Source organism: Serratia sp. LS-1, from assembly GCF_003719595.1.
Taxonomy (GTDB): Bacteria; Pseudomonadota; Gammaproteobacteria; order Enterobacterales; family Enterobacteriaceae; genus Serratia; species Serratia ureilytica.
Genome location: NZ_CP033504.1, coordinates 964,955 through 984,257, shown reverse-complemented (window position 1 = coordinate 984,257; position 19,303 = coordinate 964,955). Strand labels below are relative to the sequence as shown.

Sequence of the window (19,303 nt, the reverse complement as noted above, 5' to 3'; positions counted from 1 at the left end):
ATTATTCCTCGGTTAATGAAGTATGAGCGCGATCCAAAATAGGTTTAAACAGATAGCTCAACAGCGAGCGCGACCCCGTTTTCACGAACACCTCCACCGGCATCCCCGGCTTGATGTCCTCGCCACTGAGCATTTTCATGCCCTCCGGCGAGACCGTGACCTGCATCTGGTAGTAAGGTTCGCCATTGGCTTTGTCGACCAGGCGGTCGGCGGAAACCAAGGTGACGGTTCCCGGAATTTTCGGGGTTTTGTTTTGGTTGAAGGCGGTAAACATCAGATCCACCGGCAACCCGTTGTACACCTTATCGATCAGGTCGACTTTGAGGCGAGAATCCACCACCAAAGTCGCCTGGCTGGGCACAACGTCCATCAGGTGGTCACCCGCTCCCACGACGCCCCCCTGAGTGAAGATATTCAATCCAACCACGGTGCCGTCCACCGGTGAGGTGATGGCGGTGTTGCCCAGATCGAAATCGGCCATTTGCAGCTTGTTGCGGAATTCGCTGGCGTCCATTTGAGTTTGCGCCAGCTGCGTTCTGACTTCGCGCTGGTAGTCGGCGAAACGCTGATCGATGCGTTGCTGTGATTCCAGCAACTGCTTTTGCAATTGGCCAATCCGCCCCACCGTTTCATCAATGCTGCTATTTACCTCGGCAAACTGGCGCTGCACTTCCAGGTAACGGTTACGCGGTAGGTAACCGTCCGCCGCCAACTGCTTCATGCTGTTCATCTGCTCACGCAGGCTGGAAAGCTGGATCTGTTTGTTACCGCGCGAATCCTGCAGTCCTTTTAATTGGAAACGGATTCCGTCCATTGACTGCTTATAGCCGTCGATTTCACTTTGCAGCGCTTGGCGGCGGGAGGCGAACAGCTGCGTTTGCAATGCAATGATTTCTGCCACGCGAGGTTTATCTTTCACCGCGTCCAAAATGGGTGAGAAAGTCACTATGCTCAACCCATCGCGTTCTGCCAGCAAGCGCCCTTCTGTCGCCAGCGTGGTGTAGTACTGATCCCGCAGCGAATCAACCTGAGCTTGAGCCTGCACCTGGCTGAGCTGCACCAGCACCTCACCGGCTTTCACTTTGTCGCCATCTCTGACCGCAATATTCTTAATGATGCCGCTGGCCGGGGCCTGCACCGTTTTGCGGTTGCCGGAAACGGTTACCGATCCCGGCGACGCCACCCCTTTATCCAACGGCGCAAAGGCCGCCCAGGCTAAAAACCCGAACAGACCGATCCCGACCACCAGCCACCCCATACGGGTAAACCGCCGTTCATCTTGTGGGATCTCTTCAGTATACGAGTCTTGCGGCTCGCCAATATGCGTAGACATACCAACTCCTTTGACTGTCGGCGACGCAAAAGCGCCGCCGGGCAAGTTCACGGCTTAATTAATTTGAGTTTTAGGGATTTCGCCTTCATCCGGCTCGGAGTTCACCGCACGCACCGCCTGCGGAGGCACCTGCGCTTTTTGCGCATTCGCCAACGCCTGCAGCACCTGCTGCGTTGGGCCGAATGCATTGACGTTCCCGTTAACCAACAGCAACAGCTTGCTGGTCATCGACAGCAGATTGGTGCGGTGAGTGATCAGGACCACCGTCTTATTACGCTGTTTAAGGAACATGATGGCCTGGTTCAACGCTTTCTCGCCGGCATCATCCAGGTTGGAGTTAGGCTCATCCAACACTACCAACGCGGGATCGCCATACAATGCCCGCGCCAAGCCGATACGTTGCTTCTGCCCGCCGGACAACCCTGCACCACCGTTGCCGATCACCGAATCGTAACCGTTAGGGAAACGCAGGATCAGTTCATGCACACCAGCCAGCTTGGCAGCCTCAATCACTTTCTCTGAATCGATGTCGTTAAAGCGAGCGATGTTCTCGGCGATAGTGCCGGCGAACAACTCGATGTCCTGCGGCAGATAGCCGATATAGGGCCCCAGTTCGTCTTTGTTCCACTGGTAGATGTCGGCATTATCCAACCGCACTATCCCTTCGCTCACAGGCCAAATACCGACCAGTAAGCGCGCCAATGTTGATTTGCCCGACGCACTCGGACCGATAATCCCCAGCACATCGCCGGGTTGAATGGCAAAACTTACGTTATGCAGCACCGCATCCCCTTTCGATCCCGGAGGCGTGGCGGTCACGCCTTCTACGGAGAGCACACCTTCCGGACGCGGCAGCGACATGCCGGTACCACGCTGCGGATGCGTTTCCAGCAGCTTGACCAAGCGGCCATAAGAAAGTTTGGCCGCGCTATAGCTTTTCCAAACGTTAATGACCTGCTCGATCGGCGCCAACGTTCGCCCCATCAATATAGAACCGGCGATCATCATGCCGGGCGTGATGTGCCCATCAATCGCCAACCATCCCCCCAGGCCCAACACTAAGGACTGCAGCGACATACGCACGAACTTGGTGATTGACGTGACCCGCGATGCGCGTTCGCTGGCGATGCGTTGGCTGTTCAAGAACCGCTGGTGCAGACCGAACCACCGGCGTTTCAGGTTAGGCAACATCCCCAAAGCCTCGATCACTTCGGCATTTCGCAGATTGGTGCTGGCCAAATTACCTGACATGATCGACAGCTTGCTGGCTTCTCCCAGCGGCTTTTTCGAAACCACTTCATTGATTACCGCCAATGCGATCAGCAACAGCGCACCGACCAGGGCGAAAAGGCCCAACCAAGGGTTAAAGAGGAATATCACCAACAGATAGATCGGAAACCACGGCGCATCAAAGAAGGCGAACAGCGCGCTACCGGTGAGGAATTGGCGCAGATTGGTCAAATCGCTCAGCATCTGACCGGCGTCAGACGAACCGTTTTTCAGATTCGCTTCGTAGGCCGCGGTATAGACTCGCGTGTTGAGACGCATATCCAGCTGGCTGCCGATGCGGATCACCACCATGCTGCGCACGTATTCCAACAGCGACATCATGCCGAACATGCCCAGCATGATCAGCGTCAGCATTAACAGCGTGATTTCATTGCGCGAAGGCAGCACCCGGTCGTAAACCTGGAGCATATAAATGGAAGGAACCAGCATTAACAGGTTAATAAACGCAGTAAATATACCAACGGTCCAGAAGACTTTGCTGCGTGTACGTATAACATCCGCAATTTCGTTGCGCGGGATAAATTGATTCACGTTCTGCCCTTACATCATGTGCACTGTCAGTCCAATCCGCATTGACCCCCTCCCTAAAGAAATTCCTAAAAAAAGAATTATCCCGAGAAGGCTCACCTCAAAGAAATGCCCGAGACTGCAGATACTTTCGTTAACTATAGGTAGAGAAAGTGAAAACCGGCAAGGTGGGCCATAAAAAAAAAGCCGATCAACGCGCCTGACAAAAGCCAAATAAAACAATGCGATATGAGAAAATAAAAGCAAGAAGGGAAGATAACGAAATGGAATAACTTAGAGAGAATGACGCCGCTCACAAAATTAAACATGCGGGGGATTACGCCCCCGCATTATTTAACCCCAAATAGTTCCATGTGGAATTATTTGTTCTTGCAGCTTTACCCTTAGGCGTAGTGCAGAGTATCCACCAATTGCTGGTGGTTCTGGCCAGTCAGGTATACGACGGTATCATTAAGATCCAGCGCGTGGTTATCATTGTTGTCGATAATCACATAGGAGCTGGCGGTATTGCCGCCACCGCTGAATACAACGGATGCCACACCCACTTTCGACGTCAGCGAGTTGTTGCCATCCAGACCGAGAATACCGCCCAGAAGGCCGATAACGCCATTGGTCAAACCGCCCACCAGGGTCCCCAACAGCGCATCCAGCGTATCTGCTGAGCGCGTGCCGTAGTCCGCGACCGCCGTGCCGCTGGCGTCATTGGAGATAGTCAGGCCGCCATGGTTAACATCGACAATCTTGTCTTTGAGGCTGCTAAAGTCTTTGATGGTCACACCGGCCTGCGTATTACTCGCTTTGATGTCGTAGATGTTCGCACCCGCACCGCCGGTCAGCGTGGTGTTGCCAATCACGCCCAAAGTGTCGGCAGCGCTTGAGCCTTCTACGGTCAGTTGATAACCGTTCAGACCCAACGCCGTCAGCACAGGCGCAAGCAGGTTGGTAGTGACGACGCTCAGCGGCAGAATGTTCAGCAGTTGAATGATAATGCCGTCACCGGTGCCGCCATGGCTGGAGTCGAGATTCAGACCAGCGGTGTTAGTGGATGCATTGATATCACGCACGTTGCTAAAACCGCTGCCCAGCGTCAGATCCAGCGCGTGATCACCGGTCACGTTGATGGTCTGAACCTGCGCATTGGTGCCGGCCAACGACAAGATATTGTCAAAACTACCGGTCCCGCCCGAAGCCACGTTCACCGTACTCAATGCAGTACCACCAATCAGGCTGCTGCTGCTGTTCAGGCTGATGGCGCCGGCATTCACGTTGGCAGAACTCACCGCATCAAAGTTGATGTTGAAGTGGTCGGTGGCGTTTTGGACGAAGGTAAAGTTCAGCGTACTGGCGGAGGTCGCGTCACCTTTCACTTCCAGCTGTGCGGCGTTACCGCCGGCAGCGTTGATGACGTTGACGTTAGCCAGGCCGGAGATCACGAAGCCTTGCGTCCCCAGGTTGGTCGCCGCTGCGTTCTGGGTGACTGTGCCGCCCGTAGTGCCTTCTACCGTAGACGTGCCGTTGGTCAGGCCAAAGTCGAAGGTGTTGGTTGGCGTAGTGACGCTGGTGGTGGTCGGTGAACCAATCAGCGGTGTCGTAATCAGCGTACCGACAGACTTACCGATATAGCCGGTCAGATCAATCTGCTCAAAGTTCGAGAAGTTGTTGGCGTTGCTGCTCACTGTGCTGGTGCGAACGCCCAGGGCGTTCTGGTTAGTCACTACGGTTTTGGTGATGAAGTTGGCGGAGATGGAGTCGGTACCTGCGCCGCCATCAGCCTTAACCGTGTTCGCGACAGTGTTCGCCCCACCGGAAACACCGTTGCCCGCCCAGTGCAGGCTGTCGTTACCGGCGCCGAGGTTAAACTTCGCCGTGCCGGTCGCGATGTTTGCCGTCGAAGTAACGACCACGTTGTCTGCGCCGGAGCTGGCATTCAGGATCACGTTGCCGTTGTTGACGGTGACAGCAACCCCTGGGTTGACACCGTTGTCAGACAGGTTAACCGTTGCCGCGCTGGTGCCGTTGATAGTCAGGTTGGCCAGGTGATCGGCAAACTTCAGGTTGACCAGGCTGGCTGTGCTCGCATTGAGTTGAACATCAGTCAATACCGCCGTTTCAGCATTGCTGATCTGGTGGGACAGCCCCGAGTTGATCGTACCAATGGCATTACCACCGGAAGCAGATGACGACAAGGCTGCAGCAGTGTTGTAAACCAGACTGGTACCAATCTGGTACTCAAAGGCATGCTGTTGCGTAACTGTAGTGGCATCGGTAGCCGTCGAGTTACGTAAGTCATTGATGATAGCCTGCGTAATGACAGATTTGTTCGTTCCCAAGGCGTTATAAGTCGCTAGTTGAGAAGCAGTAGCGTTCACACCATACACACCATTAAAAATGTGCTGGATGAACGCATCACCAGTTAAGTTAGCGCCTTTCTGCTGAAACTCAGAGGAAGCAAGAAGTTTTTGAGTCAGAAGCGCGAATGTGTTTCCTGGCTGCAATAAGTAAGTAGTCCAAAAACTCAAACCACTGGCGTCGGCAGCTCGATAAGGAGCAGCCAAATAAAGCGAGGCAACCTGCTCTTGATTGGCCAGCGCTACGCTCCACTGATTCCACGCCGCAGTACCGTAATTACTATACAGCAGAGCATCAACGTGGTTGTCGAGGGTGGTTTGTGCAGCCAGGTTAGTACTGTCGAACTGCTTATAGTTTAATAAGTTATCAATTGCGCTATAGATAGCACTATTCAGCGACGTAGTACCCAAAATGCCCTGGAGAACGCTGTCAGCCGGTGCAGTACCATAAACCTTGGTATAAACCGTTCTTAAAATATCCAATGAAGTGCTTGAGCCATACAAGGCTTGCCCTTCAGCAGAAGCCAGCAGGTTACCCACGTATGTCTGTGCGGTAATTTGTCCCGTCCGAATTTGGCCAGCATCAGCATCAAAAGCCGCTGGACCGGTAAAAGTACTATGACCCAGAACAGCATATTGAATCGCTGCCACAACCTTCTGGTACAGCAAAACTTGAGAAGCCATAAGTATATCCTCAAAATTAAAAATTTATTTCAGATATCAAAAAGTTAACATAAATCAAAAAATAAACATGCGAATGCACGCCAGTTAAGGAAAGATCAAAAAAGCAGGGTTGTCAAACAGCAAAAAGAAAACAAACTAAAGATAATCCTATAAGAAAAAACATTAATGAATGAAAACAATCCACATAAAAATTTACTTAACAAGCAATACATTTCCTTGCGAATAATAACGCACGAAACAGTATAGACCATGATTAAAAAAGAAATAAAAACTCAACAAAAAACTCTCTAGTAAGATTATTAAAATAACACTAATCAATAAACTTCATACAATCCATAATCAAAGAGCATGAATAATCAAGATGTTTATCGCCATTCGCGACAACTGTATCATTATTTATTTTATCGTTTGGCAAACCAAAATTTCTCGTCACCCTCCCTCTACTATCAACATCAATTCGATTAAAAAAATCAAGCAGACCATCAAATCGGCAATTATCTATCTTGTTTTTAAAGCCACCATTGATAAAAATGACAGGTGTCCCCATCGCCAAACAAGGCAATGCGGTATGAATACGTGACGTGACAACCAACTTAGCCGAAGAAAGTTTTATTAAAAAATCATGAGCCATTTCAATGCCGACTTCATAGGGAGCGTAAGGAACTATTTGAGTCACTACTTTGACTTTCCTTAATAGCTCCGCATCGAAGCATTCCTTAAGAACCTTTTTCTTATGAAAAAACTCTGCCACACGCCCATTAAGAATTCGTTTGGCCAATCGCAGAGGTTGCCGCATGAGTTCAAACGGTGTCAGGGCGTCATACATAACATCAACAAAATAAATATCATCCGAGCAGGAATTTCGCTTATATGTTTTGCCTAATGTCAAAGTCATACACCCCGAGTAATATGCAGGTATACCATATTTCTCGAGCAAGCTTACCGTATAGAAATCCCGGCATCCTATAGGAGCATGTTGCTTCAGGTGATAAATAGTTTCAGCAGAAAATATTTTATTTTCAACCGAAGCATTGATATGCACAGACGTATAAAAGGGATAAACATTACAGGAGGGTGGGAAATTTTCTGGTGAGTCCATATACCATGCATTCATTATCACCTTCACTGGCTCCCCATGATAACTACCTATAGCATCACGTGGAATTGGGATATCACACGAAGGGAGAAACTGCCTGGCGGCAAGGGTTTGTACATAATCACCTAAATTAATCCACCCTCTTTTACGGTAAAGATCACTTTCGTAAGTCAGAAATCCATACTTTGTCATTACAACCCCCTCTAACTGTACTTCAGTTTCCTAAGCAACTTGAGAAATGATGCTCTATCATCAGAATCAAAAACGATAAAGAAGAACATTATAGCAACAAAAAACAAGTTAAAAAAAGAAACCATTAACAAAGAAAAATAACCATAAGGAATCTTATCTTTAATATAAAGACAAGTCAAAACTGAAATTATTGCCACAATCAAAAATCTTGGGAGAAGCTTAACCAAAAAAACATTCAGATTACAGAGAGGAAAAATACTTTGCGTCCACAAAACTCTTAACACGAGCAGTATCAGCACGCACAGCGCCCTTATAAAAAGAACAAAATAGATTGAATAATGCAAGAAAAATAAAGCGGTCATCAACAGAACGGAAAACCCAAGAATAAGAGATATGACCAATTGATATCTTTTTAACTCCCCCTTTGTATATATAGCAGTAACAAAAGGATTGGATAAGGAATCAATGAACGCATAAACAATGACAATTCGAATAAAACCGGGGAGATAATCTGGCACATCACCAAGCCATACAGTACTCACGAAATCAGCAAAAACAAAAACAGGCACACCTGACAATATCGAGGCAAATGCAGTCAGCTTGCAAGATAGAAAAATTAAGCAATTCATCTCATCATAATGCCCCAAAGAGCCACTCTTAATTATTTTCGGAGCAAAGGCCATTTGCAGAGCACCAGTAACCCGATTAAAGGCGCTCAGGACCTGTTCAGCTAACCAGATAGAAGCATTAGCGACCAACCCTACAAAGTAATAAGCTAAGAATGCAATTGATTGGGAAACACTTACAATACTGAACGCACCTAACAATGGCCAACGAGAGAATAACAGAACCTCCTTTAAAAAGACCAAGTCAATATCTCTTGAGAAAAATCCTCTATATAACCGAACGTATTTTGAACAAAAATAAACGTACACAATAAAAACAAAAACAAAACCAATGAGAACAAGACAAGAATAAGAAACAACTTTATTTTGAAAGTCGAAAGACGAGAATATAAAAACCATCAACCAACGTTGAAAAGCATCAAATACTCCAACCTTAGCAAAAAAAGACATCTTTTCCGTGGCGAGAAAGTATCCCATAAGAGGTGTCTGCATAATTTGAAAAAGGAGTGTTATTATTGTGAATTGGTACAACAGGAAGATATCGTTAGTGCTTACAGTTGAAGAATTCACTTGCGACAAAACAAACCATAAGCCTACCGTTTCCGCCAAAAAAAAGACAAGGATACAGATCCCCAAGTACATAATAATAATAGAGGCAAACCTTTTTTCAAATTGCTCACTTTCTTTTGCCACCTCAACAGTAAGAAATCTTTGCGTGGAAAGTGAAAAAACATTTTGAATGAAAGCAAACAAAAAGATGACACTACTAACAAGGCTATAGAGACCAAAATCAGAGACGCCAAGAGAATTTAGCGCCATACGCGAGGTATACAAAGTGACAAACATCAATATCAACGTTCGGCCATATAAAGCAAAAGAATTAAGCAGCAACGTTTTCCTATTATTCACGTCCCCTCCCTTCCTGTTCACTGGCGTCATATTTCAGTCAACAAGGAAAATTTTTAACACCCTTATAAAAATAGAAAGGTATACGCTGATTATGTCACTTTTTTATTTTCCCTCTTGAAGAAAAAATCTGATATTTTCTTACTCAACTCATACGCTTCGAAATCTGCACTGCCAATATTATAAAGTGAGTCATCTTTCAGATAATTAATCATTCCATCTCTAGCTGGTGAGATAACAGGTATATTTCTCGCCAAAGACTCAAGCATTATTAATGGAACCCCTTCATATCGTGATGGAATGACAATGAAGTCTATATCTTTAGAATCTGTCCAAACATTATTTTTCCACCCTAAGAAAACGACTTGGATGTTCGGAGAGAGGTTAGCAGCCAACTCCCTTAATCGCTTGAGATCCGGGCCATCGCCAAAAACTCGTAATTCAAGAGGGAATTTGATATTTTTTAATGCGTTAATAAGTATATCCTGTCCTTTTTGACGAAAAAGCACCCTCCCCGCCATGACAACTTTCAACGTTTCATTTGATGGTATAAACTCATATCCTACGCCTCTTATTTCAGACATTTCTGGCCTGGTGACAAAATTCTCCAAAACCCGGACAGCAGCATTACTATTTTTGGTAGTGATATCCTTAGCTGTCGCATCGCAGATGGTGAAAAAACAGTTGCAGTTTTTATATACGAATTTGGCAAAGAAATCTTTAACGGAAGGAGCCCAGCTATCCATCTTTTTGAAGCTATGCGTATAGGGAAGGTAACTAATAATATTTTTCATCCCCAGAATTTTCCCTGCATTGATAAAAACAGCACCAAATTCTATATCGCCTTGAATTACAAAGGTGAAGTCATGTCGTTTTTTTATCCTAGTAAGGAAACTGGCCGCATGAAAAATATGCTTTGGATTCAAAAAGGCATGAATTATTTCTATATTTCCATGGCGAACATCATGGAAATCGTGTTTTATTTCTGACGCTTGCAATAGCTCAGATAACTTTTTGTTATCAAAGGGAATGTAGCACACTATCTCTATCCCTTTTTTCTTGAATCGCCTTAGATGAGCGACCGTCATTAATTCATGACCACCGAGAATGGATGCTGTAAAAATAACTGCGACTCTCCTGCCTTTTAACATACACCCTCGTAAAACAGCTAAAACCATTAACAGCCCAGAAAAGTATAGCAACTGAGGAGAAAAACACTGGAAAGATTATCCCCAAATAACCAAAAACATCCATTTTTATTGGCGGATTCTTTGCCTCAGCTCACATTTTTACACATAATAATATTCTTACCATGATTAAAATAAAAATGCAAACAGAGTCATTTTTTGCCTCCTCGGCCTAATCCATGTAAAGCAATCGGGGAGTAATTACATGATTTAATAAGAAAAAATTTGGAAACAGAAAAGGCAAAGGAATGAACAAGCAAAAAGGAGGTGCATAGCATGAGTGAGGATAACTGCTGAGGTGGGAAGCCTAAAAAAACCACTTTGGACTGGTAAAAATAGAAAAATGTGCTAACAGCGGACAAACGTATCTTTTACAATATAATAACTCTTGATAAGTTAGCACCCTCAATTAACTGCGCAAAAAAAAAGCCATGTTTAAAAATAAACATGGCTTTTATCTGTTATACACTTGGCAACTACAATATAAGCATATGATTATTTAACGCTCAGCGCCACTGTTTATCGTTTTTAAAGCACCGCTAAACTCTTTCGTCACCATTTTTTCTGACAAGTCATTATTGAGGATGCCGAAGCTATTTTCTCTCTTATTCTTATCACTACCATCATCGATAAAGTCATACCACCAGACACCGGCAATATAGTTCAGTTTGCTTGCTAATGTCATATACTCATAAGCGTACTGTGCAACTTCACTGTCAGTCAGGTTAGCGCCACCTGGATAGGCTGGATATCCAACCTCTGTAATATAAAACGGCACCATTTTTCCAACAATTTGGCTCAACTCTTCCTGATAGAGTTCGATTCGTTTAAGATTAAATTTTGGGTCGGCAACCGTTCTGTTCTGATAAGAATAGGGATGAAGAGAAATACCATCAACATAGTTGAGAATGCCCAATTTAACCAACATTACTCCCCACTCTTTATCATCGTTACCAAGAGGATTGAAACCACCTGCAATAACTTTAGCTGCAGGGTTCTCTTTTTTGACTGCCAGTGAAGTTGCCTTAACTAGCTGAAAATAAGCCTCAGCAGAGGCTTCACTCACGGCCTCGTTCGAGTTGGCACTACGATGCGACCATTCATTCCAAACTTCGAAGATATCAGCCTTACCTTTAAAATGCCTTGCCGTCCATGCTGCATAATTCACGAAAGCTGCTGACGCTTCTGGTGTAAGTGGTTTGCCGCCACCGTAGTTCTTATTCCCATAATCCAATATAATTAAAGGGGAAATCCCACTTTCTTTAGCGATACTGATAACACGGTCGGTCGTATCTTTTGAGCTATTCAGAACACCTTTTTGAATCTCGACCAAGCTCCATGGATAGTCGGTCCGAAATGATTTAACATGGTACTTCTCCATCAAACCGATAAGTTCCTCAGCACTTCCTTTAAATTGATTAGGGTGTACACCAACACCAGGATAGAATGCGTATGAGTATCCAAAGCCTGAGGCAATATAAATTGAAGCAATCAGGAGAATGTGCGCTAATTTTTTCATGATAAAAACCTCTCAAAAGCCTGGCATGTGGGTCACTAATATTATCTAGAGATAACTCATATCAGTACTCAATCATTTTTGAGCTATTGAACACCTTCCATTTATCACTTATATATTTCTCCATTTCCTTATGGAAACGTGAAACGGAAAACCGTAAAGCATTATCACGACAATCTTGGGGTAGAATAGATGACTCAATGTTTTCAAAATGCTCAATAGCTTCGACAACAGAAGTAACGGTTTGATTGGCAAAAAATACCCCTGTCGCTTTCGATACACCAAATGGACGCACCGTTTCTAAGGAGCCACCTTTGCCAAAGGCGATCACTGGCGTGCCACAGGCCTGAGCTTCAACAGGTGTAATGCCAAAATCCTCTTCAGCAGCAAATACAAATGCCTTAGCTTTCTGCATACACTCAAGCATAACCTCATTTGACTGATAGCCGAGAATCTCGACATTGCTTTTAGCTTTTGCCTTGATTTTAGCCATTTCAGAACCATCGCCAATCACAACAAGCCTTTTATCAGGCATGTGACCAAAAGCTTCGACGATTAAATCGATCCTTTTATAGGGGACCATACGTGACGCAGTAAAATAGAAGTCTTCTTTGTTTTCCTGATAGGAAAAACGCTCGACATCAACCGGTGGATATATAGTGTCTGCATCTCGACCGTAGACTTTTTTAATTCGCCGAGCAATAAAATCAGAGTTAGCGATAAAATGGTCAACGCCGTTAGCAGTGCGATAATCCCACATTCTCACTTTATGCAGAATCCATCGCGCAAGATGTCCTTTCAGCCCCCGGTCCAGACCTGACTCTTTCAGGTATTGATGCTGTAAATCCCACGCATAACGTATAGGGGAATGAACGTAACTGATATGCAACTGGTCTGGGCCTGTCAGGATCCCTTTTGCTACTGCGTGACTGCTTGATAGCACAATATCATGCTTTGAAACATCAAGCTGCTCTATCGCAAGTGGCATAAAGGGTAGATACTTCTGGTAAGCTTTTTTTGATTTAGGTAATTTTTGAATAAAAGTTGTTGTTGCTTTTTTTCCATGGAAAAAACTGCGGGCATCGTCTGAAAGAAAATCGACCACAGAGTAAAGATCAGCCTCTGGATACATGTCTATAAACTCTTTTATGACACGCTCTGCCCCTGCGTAGGTTACTAACCAATCGGCCACAACGCCAACACTTGGATTACTCATCTCGGATTCACCTTAAAAGCCAACATTAATAGCCGCTGTAGTTTTAACGGATTAATAATTTCAATTTTTCAATATGGAATTATCCCGTACTTTTTACCGTCACGCTTAACTACAGAACTTCTGAAATAATTTTATTCAGTTTTTCAGCAGAAAAGCTCCAGGAAAAACGGGTAACATTATTCTCACCCTTTCTTTTCAGACTTTCTCTCAGAGATGCATCCTTGTCTACAGACTCCAGAGCTTCAATAATTTCTGCTTTTGAATCAGGTGAAAAGTACACAGCACTGTCGGCAAGCACTTCCTTCAAAGAAGCTCGATCTGATGATATAACGGGACAACCGCAAGCCTGGGCCTCCAACGGAGGTATCCCAAAGCCTTCATAAAATGATGGAAATGCAAAAAATTTGGCATTCTGATAAAGAGCAACCAACTCGTCGTCGTTAACCCGGCCGAGAAACTCAATCCTTGGGTCATCTTCAGAGAATTTTACTTTACTGAAAGTACCGGCTCGATCACCTATAATCTTCAATTTAATATCGAGGTTGCTTGCAGAGAATGCCTCGATTAACCCATGAAAATTTTTATGATAATTAGGTGAAGATACGGCAAGCACATATTGATTACTACTATGTATACTGTTGCCTAAAGATGGCTGTGGTGGCTGAAACTCCTTACTAACTGCATTGCTTATTACTTCTACCCGCTTGTTTTCACAACGATAAAATGTCGAAATTTCTTTTTTAGAAAATTCACTGACTGTTAGCAAACATTTCGAGTTTTTTATCATAATAGGAACTAAAGCCCTATACCATAACCGGAACGGCTTCGAGAAACTTTCAGGGAATCGGACATAGGTGATATCATGGTGTGTAACTATTTTGTTCTTATAGAATGCAGGAGCAGTACTACATAGGTTAAGAAGTAACGGAGAATTTAATCGCTTCAGGTATTTGGGCAAAGTAAACTGCTCCCAAAAATGCCCGTTGCCACCTTTAACTTCTTGCACATTAAAGTTAGATAGAAACTCTTTTTTCACTACCTGAGTTTTTTCAGGTACAAGGAAGACGACATCATTCCGTATGCCAGCTAGCGCTTTCCCGACCTCTTCGGCAAAACGTTGTACACCGGTTGTCTTTTGGGTTAAAAACCTACCGTTAATATAAATCATCATCCCCTCTTTAACACATCCGGATATGGCTTGCCTGATTTTATTGAACTCGTAACTCATCCTAGACGTAAAAATCAGATTCTCACCCTATGGTTATCTAACAAAGTAAAATGCATTTTCGGATATCCAGGGATAGCTATACCATAAATCAAATCCGTCGTTATTATTTGTATAATAAATACCTAATGTCAGCACCCTAAAAACACAGTAAATGACCAAGAAATATCTCAGCACTATACTCATTCTATAGGCGGAAAGAAAAATAATGTAACCTAACGCCACCGTCCCTAACATCAAAAATATCCGACCAGACATCAACGGTATTGGTAACCAGATAATATAAATTGCACCACCATAATAGAGTAAGCTCTTCCAATCCTTATGCTTTTCAGAAAAGAAAAATATTGAAGCGATCAACATGACAACCAAATATTTGACATACGAATCTATTCTGTCAAAACTAAATAATGAAACCCGGCCATAATACTCAAGCTTAAATGCCAAGATCCCAATAACCGGCAGACCAGTAAAGGAGGAAGAAAACTTAACGAGCAGAGAGAAAAGAACCAAAACAACCAGAAAGAACAAAACCATTAAATTCTTTTTCTTTCTGTCTTCTGACATCAAAATACGAATGATGAAATAAATCGGTATAGAGGATAAATGTGCAAAAGATGCCAGAAGAAGGGAGAGAATTCCCATCTTGCTACGTAACGTATAAGAAAGAGCAAATAACAAAAAAGGCGTTGCCAACATTTGGCGCATTAACAATGTGCTAATTGTGAACATGTAAAATGTCAGTGATGCCGCGATGCATAGTGACTTTAACTTGTCATCTACCCTATTCAAACCAAATTTTTCTAGCCATAGATAGAAAAGGAAGCTGTTGAGCAGCGCAACAAAGAAAAGAATGCTACTAGGATGAAGGTTTCCAAAAATCATTACCAGAATTTTAAAATAAAGCGAGAGTAAGAACTCCACGCCTCCGGCGTATTGAAATATTGTTCCACCATGAAGAATAGAAAGATAAGAAGCATAATAATGGCCGAAGTCATCACTTGCTGATGTCAGATGTACTCTCGAAGCAGAAACCAGAACCCCACAGACCAATGCAATAAGAGAGAAGTAGACCCTTATTGGTTTCGCATTACATAAATCAGAAACGGTTAGCAATAAAATAATAGAGATATAGTAGCCTAACAATGGGGAGAATGGAAAGACTACGATAGGAAGAGTCATAAGCAGCGCGAATAGCACTGGCATAACTCTTATATTCCCGAATGTACCATATGTACTGAGCATAAATTTTTTACATCTCTTTTTATAATCGGTTGCTAGAAATATTTCGCAAGGGCACTGGCCTTATATTTCCATGAATATTTTCCAATATCCTCGCTGGCAGAAGATTCAAGCTTCTCACTGCTGGCAGCCATATCAAACGCATATAAGACATCGTTTTCGTCGTGATACTTATATAAACACCCAATAGAAGCATTCAAGTTAATATTGGAATAAATAACACTCAGCCCCGAAGATAAGTACTCCCAGAGTTTCATAGGACTACGCCCTACGTTGGCCTGGCTTGAATTGAACAATAGAAGCCCTATTTTATGTTCATTGAGAATGTCACAAACATTTCCATAGTCAATTTCGCCATGGAAGATGACATTACTGTTTTGCCTCTTTATTTCTTCGACACTCTGGCGATACTTTTCATCGATGGGGCCAAATATATCAAAAATGAAATCTGGTCGATTACTGGCAAGGAATGCCAACATTCCAAAGTCAAAGCGGAAATCAAGCGCCCCAACATAAACCGCGTTATTCCGATATCCGCTATTTTTATTATAGAACTCTCTTGAATCATAGCCATTTTCAATGACAGCACAGGTTTTCCCCTCTATAACTGAAGGGTAATTCTTGAAAAGATTGTCCTCAACCACGTTAGAGGTACTGACAATACAATTTGCTCTTTGTATAATTCGTTCCTCATACGACCTTATCTTTTCCCCTGCGATCGACAAATAATCATCTGTAGGTCTGTAAATTAATTTTGTGTAAGTCATTCTCTTTATGTACGGCTCAAAAAAAGGCGTATCGCAGATTATTACATCGTAATGTTTATCAAAAAAATCTCCTGGGGTAAACAACCGCATCGAAAGAAGATTCACCTTTGATAAAAAATAATTATATTTTATTGTAATTGGCAACAATGCTCTTATATTTACAACTTTAACACCCTCGTTGGTTTTCTTGCTGCCCGTATTATTTTTTCTTCTTAATACCCAATGAATAAAGCTAAACGGCACCCCAGAAAAACTCACCTGACGTCCTTCGCTTTGTAGTTCATTAGCATAGTGATGGCTACCGATTTTAAAGGTAGATATGCTTCTTGTGTGACTCAGTATGAGAATGCTTTTCATAAAGTGGTACTCTAAAGAATAACAATTATTTGGTGAAACACGTCATAGAAGCGCCATGTTTCAGATATTAAAGGCAGCTACATTGACCAAGAAAATAAAGCTGACATTGATTTAGAATGTCAGCTTTAGTCTTCATCAATTACTTTTTATCTGAATAAGAGTAGCCGTAATGATTGTAGCCATAGCCATAGTAGCTACTTGCTTTTTTCACCATGCCATTCAAGATGCAGCCTTTAACTACAACACCACTCTGTTCAAAGCGCTTGATCGAAACCTCAATTTCCTTCGCGGTATTTTGCTCAAATCTGGCAACCAACAATGTTGTCCCGGCATAGCCACCGATAATCGCCGCATCCGTCACAGCTAAAATTGGCGGCGTATCAATAACAATCAAGTCATAATGCTTGTCAGCCCAAGTGAGCAATGCCGCTAAGCGTTCATGCATAAGCAGCTCCGCAGGGTTAGGCGGCACCTGCCCACGAGAAATAAAGTCAAAATTAGCAGAAGCAACGTTCTTTATCGCCTGTTCTACCGGGATTTTTCCTGACAACACATCTGAAAGGCCATCAGTATTTTCGAAACCAAAATTCTTGTGTATATAACCTTTACGCATGTCGGCATCAATGAAAAGAACCTTCTTGCCTGTATTGGCGATCACGGCGGCCAGGTTACTACTCACAAAGGTCTTACCCGCATTTGGGCTGGCACCAGAAATCATCAATACTTTATTGTTGGCTTCCATCATCGCAAAGTGCAGGCTGGTACGTAAACCGCGTATCGCCTCCACAGCCAAATCAGCAGGGTTTTCAACTGCAAGAAATACTGCATCCTTCCGGTTATTTTTAACCGTCGAAATGGACTTGATCTTTTTCTTGCTGTCCAAGCTTTCCTTGATCAACCATTCAGAAACCGGAACGCTCGCATAGACGTTGATACCAAGCTCTTCAAGCTGTTCTGGCGACTCAATACCCCGACGCAAGAACATATTCGCAAGGATTAGGCCAACAGAGAAAACACCGCCCAAGACTAAACTGATCAAAATAATGAGCGCTTTCTGCGGTTTAACCGGCTTAGGTGCAGTTATCGCAGAATCAATGATTCGGACATAACCAATTGCACTGGACTTAGCAATGCTTAGCTCCTGTTGCCGATTAAGTAACTGCATGTACACAGCTCGCCCCGACTCCACATCACGACTTAACCGCAATACTTCTTGTTGTGTTTCAGGCATAGCGGAAACACGCTTGTTCAATTTCTTCTTTTCCTGTTCCAACGTGCTACGTTTTTCTAATAAAGCTTTGTAGGTTGGATGACTTTGCGTGTACAGCTGAGAAACTTCCGCCTCGCGAATCGTCAACTCGTTCAATTGATTATCAACATTGACAATCTGGTTTAAGACAGACTGAGCCTCAAGATTCAAGTCCACGGAATCTTTCTGTTGCCGGTATTGATTAAGCTTGCTTTCGGCAATATCCAGGTCTGAACGGACTTTAGGCATTTGCTCCTGCAAGAAATCGAGGCTCTTGGCATCCTGCGCAGCTTGACGAGCAATGTTCTGTGCCATGTAGATGTTGGCAATGCTATCAAGAATCTCGCGAATTTTAACGGGATCTTCGCCTGTCAACGTCAGGGATAACATCCCTGTATCCTTACCCTGGTCAGCAACAGAGTAAACTTTAAGTAGCTCATTAATTACTTCAAGTTTGCTCTTGTATTTTACGGTAAACTTCGTCCCCGGTTCAGCATCAATTGCATTCACCATCAAGGAAATACCGTTATTCTCTAACAGCTCACCAACATGGCCTTCCAGGCTAATTGCATCGTTTTCAACTTTGTAACGTTTGTTGTCAAGAACGGTCAAAATGATCTCAGGAACACCTTTAGCATTTTCGTTGGCAGGCAAATAGAGTCGGCTAATGTCTAATTTACCGGCTTTTTCTCCATTTAAACGAGACCAACCTTTGCCAAAGACAGGGAAATAATCTTGTTCTACGCTCGCCTGCAAGTTCAATTCATCGACTGCTTTCCCCAAAATCATTCGTGATTGCAATAAAGCAATTTCTGGCGCAGATTGAGGCTGGCTATCTGGCAAAATTTGACTGAGGCTATTTAAAATCGCATTTCCCTGCTTCTGTTCAACTTGAAGCATTGCATCAGCGCGATAAATGGGTGTAGAGAAAAGGCTATACAGAACACCGAGCGATAAAAGAAAAGACGTGACTGTAACAATCAACCATCTATTATCAATTAGTTCTCCGACAAGGCGCCCCATATCGATACTTTCTGATTTCTCGGTTCCCGAATGAGTTACTTTAATTTTTTCTGACATTGGTAATCCTGAATAGCTATCGGCTTAAGGCGTCAGCCCATTTTTTGGCTGATTCATCAAGAAGCTTAAATACAAATTCGAAAGCCTCATGGCTTTGGCGATAAGGGTCAGCAATTTCACGCTGGCCTAGCCAATGGCCAAATAACATGGTTTTCCCCCTAACCTCAGGGACCAATCGGCATACGGCATCAATATGCCCCTTTTCCATTACAAGAATCAGGTCATACTCACGGCACAGAGATGAGGTAAGCTGCTTCCCCTGGTGCCCATCCAAAGAAAGCCCATGACGTTGAGCAATATCGGCGGCTGTCGCATCCGCAGGTTTATCCACTAAGGCCCCAAGCCCTGCGGAGGTTATTTTTTTATCTGGCAACATTTTTTTTAGCAACCGCTCCCCCGTGGGGGAACGGCATATGTTACCTACACAAACCACTAAAATTGAATCAAACATTTTAGTTAGC

The 19,303-nt window shown here is 43.9% G+C and carries 13 protein-coding genes; all 13 read right to left on the bottom strand.

Features of this window, described 5'->3' with window-relative positions:
• Position 1: 1 nt before the first annotated feature.
• Positions 2–1,333, bottom strand: coding sequence for an HlyD family type I secretion periplasmic adaptor subunit (locus EDY99_RS04800; RefSeq protein ID WP_033642471.1), 1,332 nt, complete (start codon positions 1,331–1,333; stop codon positions 2–4).
• A gap of 54 nt (positions 1,334–1,387) precedes the next feature.
• Complete coding sequence (locus tag EDY99_RS04795) at positions 1,388–3,154, bottom strand: type I secretion system permease/ATPase (RefSeq protein ID WP_033642470.1); 1,767 nt, start codon at positions 3,152–3,154, stop codon at positions 1,388–1,390.
• A gap of 380 nt (positions 3,155–3,534) precedes the next feature.
• The gene (locus EDY99_RS04790) at positions 3,535–6,183 is read right to left on the bottom strand and encodes a DUF4214 domain-containing protein (RefSeq protein WP_123061512.1); all 2,649 of its coding nucleotides are present in this window, start codon (positions 6,181–6,183) and stop codon (positions 3,535–3,537) included.
• 310 nt (positions 6,184–6,493) lie between these two features.
• Positions 6,494–7,471, bottom strand: a complete 978-nt coding sequence (locus EDY99_RS04785) for a polysaccharide pyruvyl transferase family protein (RefSeq protein ID WP_101453329.1) — start codon at positions 7,469–7,471, stop codon at positions 6,494–6,496.
• Between the two features lie 11 nt (positions 7,472–7,482).
• A complete protein-coding gene (locus tag EDY99_RS04780; protein WP_164489259.1) occupies positions 7,483–9,006 on the bottom strand; it encodes a hypothetical protein in 1,524 nt (507 codons plus the stop codon).
• A gap of 89 nt (positions 9,007–9,095) precedes the next feature.
• The gene (locus EDY99_RS04775) at positions 9,096–10,154 is read right to left on the bottom strand and encodes a glycosyltransferase (protein ID WP_158524116.1); all 1,059 of its coding nucleotides are present in this window, start codon (positions 10,152–10,154) and stop codon (positions 9,096–9,098) included.
• Between the two features lie 535 nt (positions 10,155–10,689).
• Positions 10,690–11,709: a hypothetical protein gene (locus tag EDY99_RS04770; RefSeq protein WP_144236192.1), complete on the bottom strand. Its 1,020-nt coding sequence runs from the start codon at positions 11,707–11,709 to the stop codon at positions 10,690–10,692.
• A gap of 61 nt (positions 11,710–11,770) precedes the next feature.
• Complete coding sequence (locus EDY99_RS04765) at positions 11,771–12,922, bottom strand: glycosyltransferase family 4 protein (RefSeq protein WP_101453332.1); 1,152 nt, start codon at positions 12,920–12,922, stop codon at positions 11,771–11,773.
• Between the two features lie 109 nt (positions 12,923–13,031).
• The gene (locus EDY99_RS04760) at positions 13,032–14,090 is read right to left on the bottom strand and encodes a glycosyltransferase family 1 protein (protein ID WP_101453333.1); all 1,059 of its coding nucleotides are present in this window, start codon (positions 14,088–14,090) and stop codon (positions 13,032–13,034) included.
• 93 nt (positions 14,091–14,183) lie between these two features.
• Positions 14,184–15,353: an EpsG family protein gene (locus EDY99_RS04755; RefSeq protein WP_164489258.1), complete on the bottom strand. Its 1,170-nt coding sequence runs from the start codon at positions 15,351–15,353 to the stop codon at positions 14,184–14,186.
• A 71-nt stretch (positions 15,354–15,424) separates the two neighbouring features.
• A complete protein-coding gene (locus EDY99_RS24490; RefSeq protein WP_164489257.1) occupies positions 15,425–16,513 on the bottom strand; it encodes a glycosyltransferase family 4 protein in 1,089 nt (362 codons plus the stop codon).
• A 139-nt stretch (positions 16,514–16,652) separates the two neighbouring features.
• Positions 16,653–18,842, bottom strand: a complete 2,190-nt coding sequence (locus EDY99_RS04740; RefSeq protein WP_089196806.1) for a polysaccharide biosynthesis tyrosine autokinase — start codon at positions 18,840–18,842, stop codon at positions 16,653–16,655.
• A gap of 16 nt (positions 18,843–18,858) precedes the next feature.
• Positions 18,859–19,293 (bottom strand): protein tyrosine phosphatase, encoded by a 435-nt coding sequence (locus EDY99_RS04735; RefSeq protein WP_101453337.1) that lies wholly within the window; start codon positions 19,291–19,293, stop codon positions 18,859–18,861.
• Between the last annotated feature and the right edge of the window lie 10 nt (positions 19,294–19,303).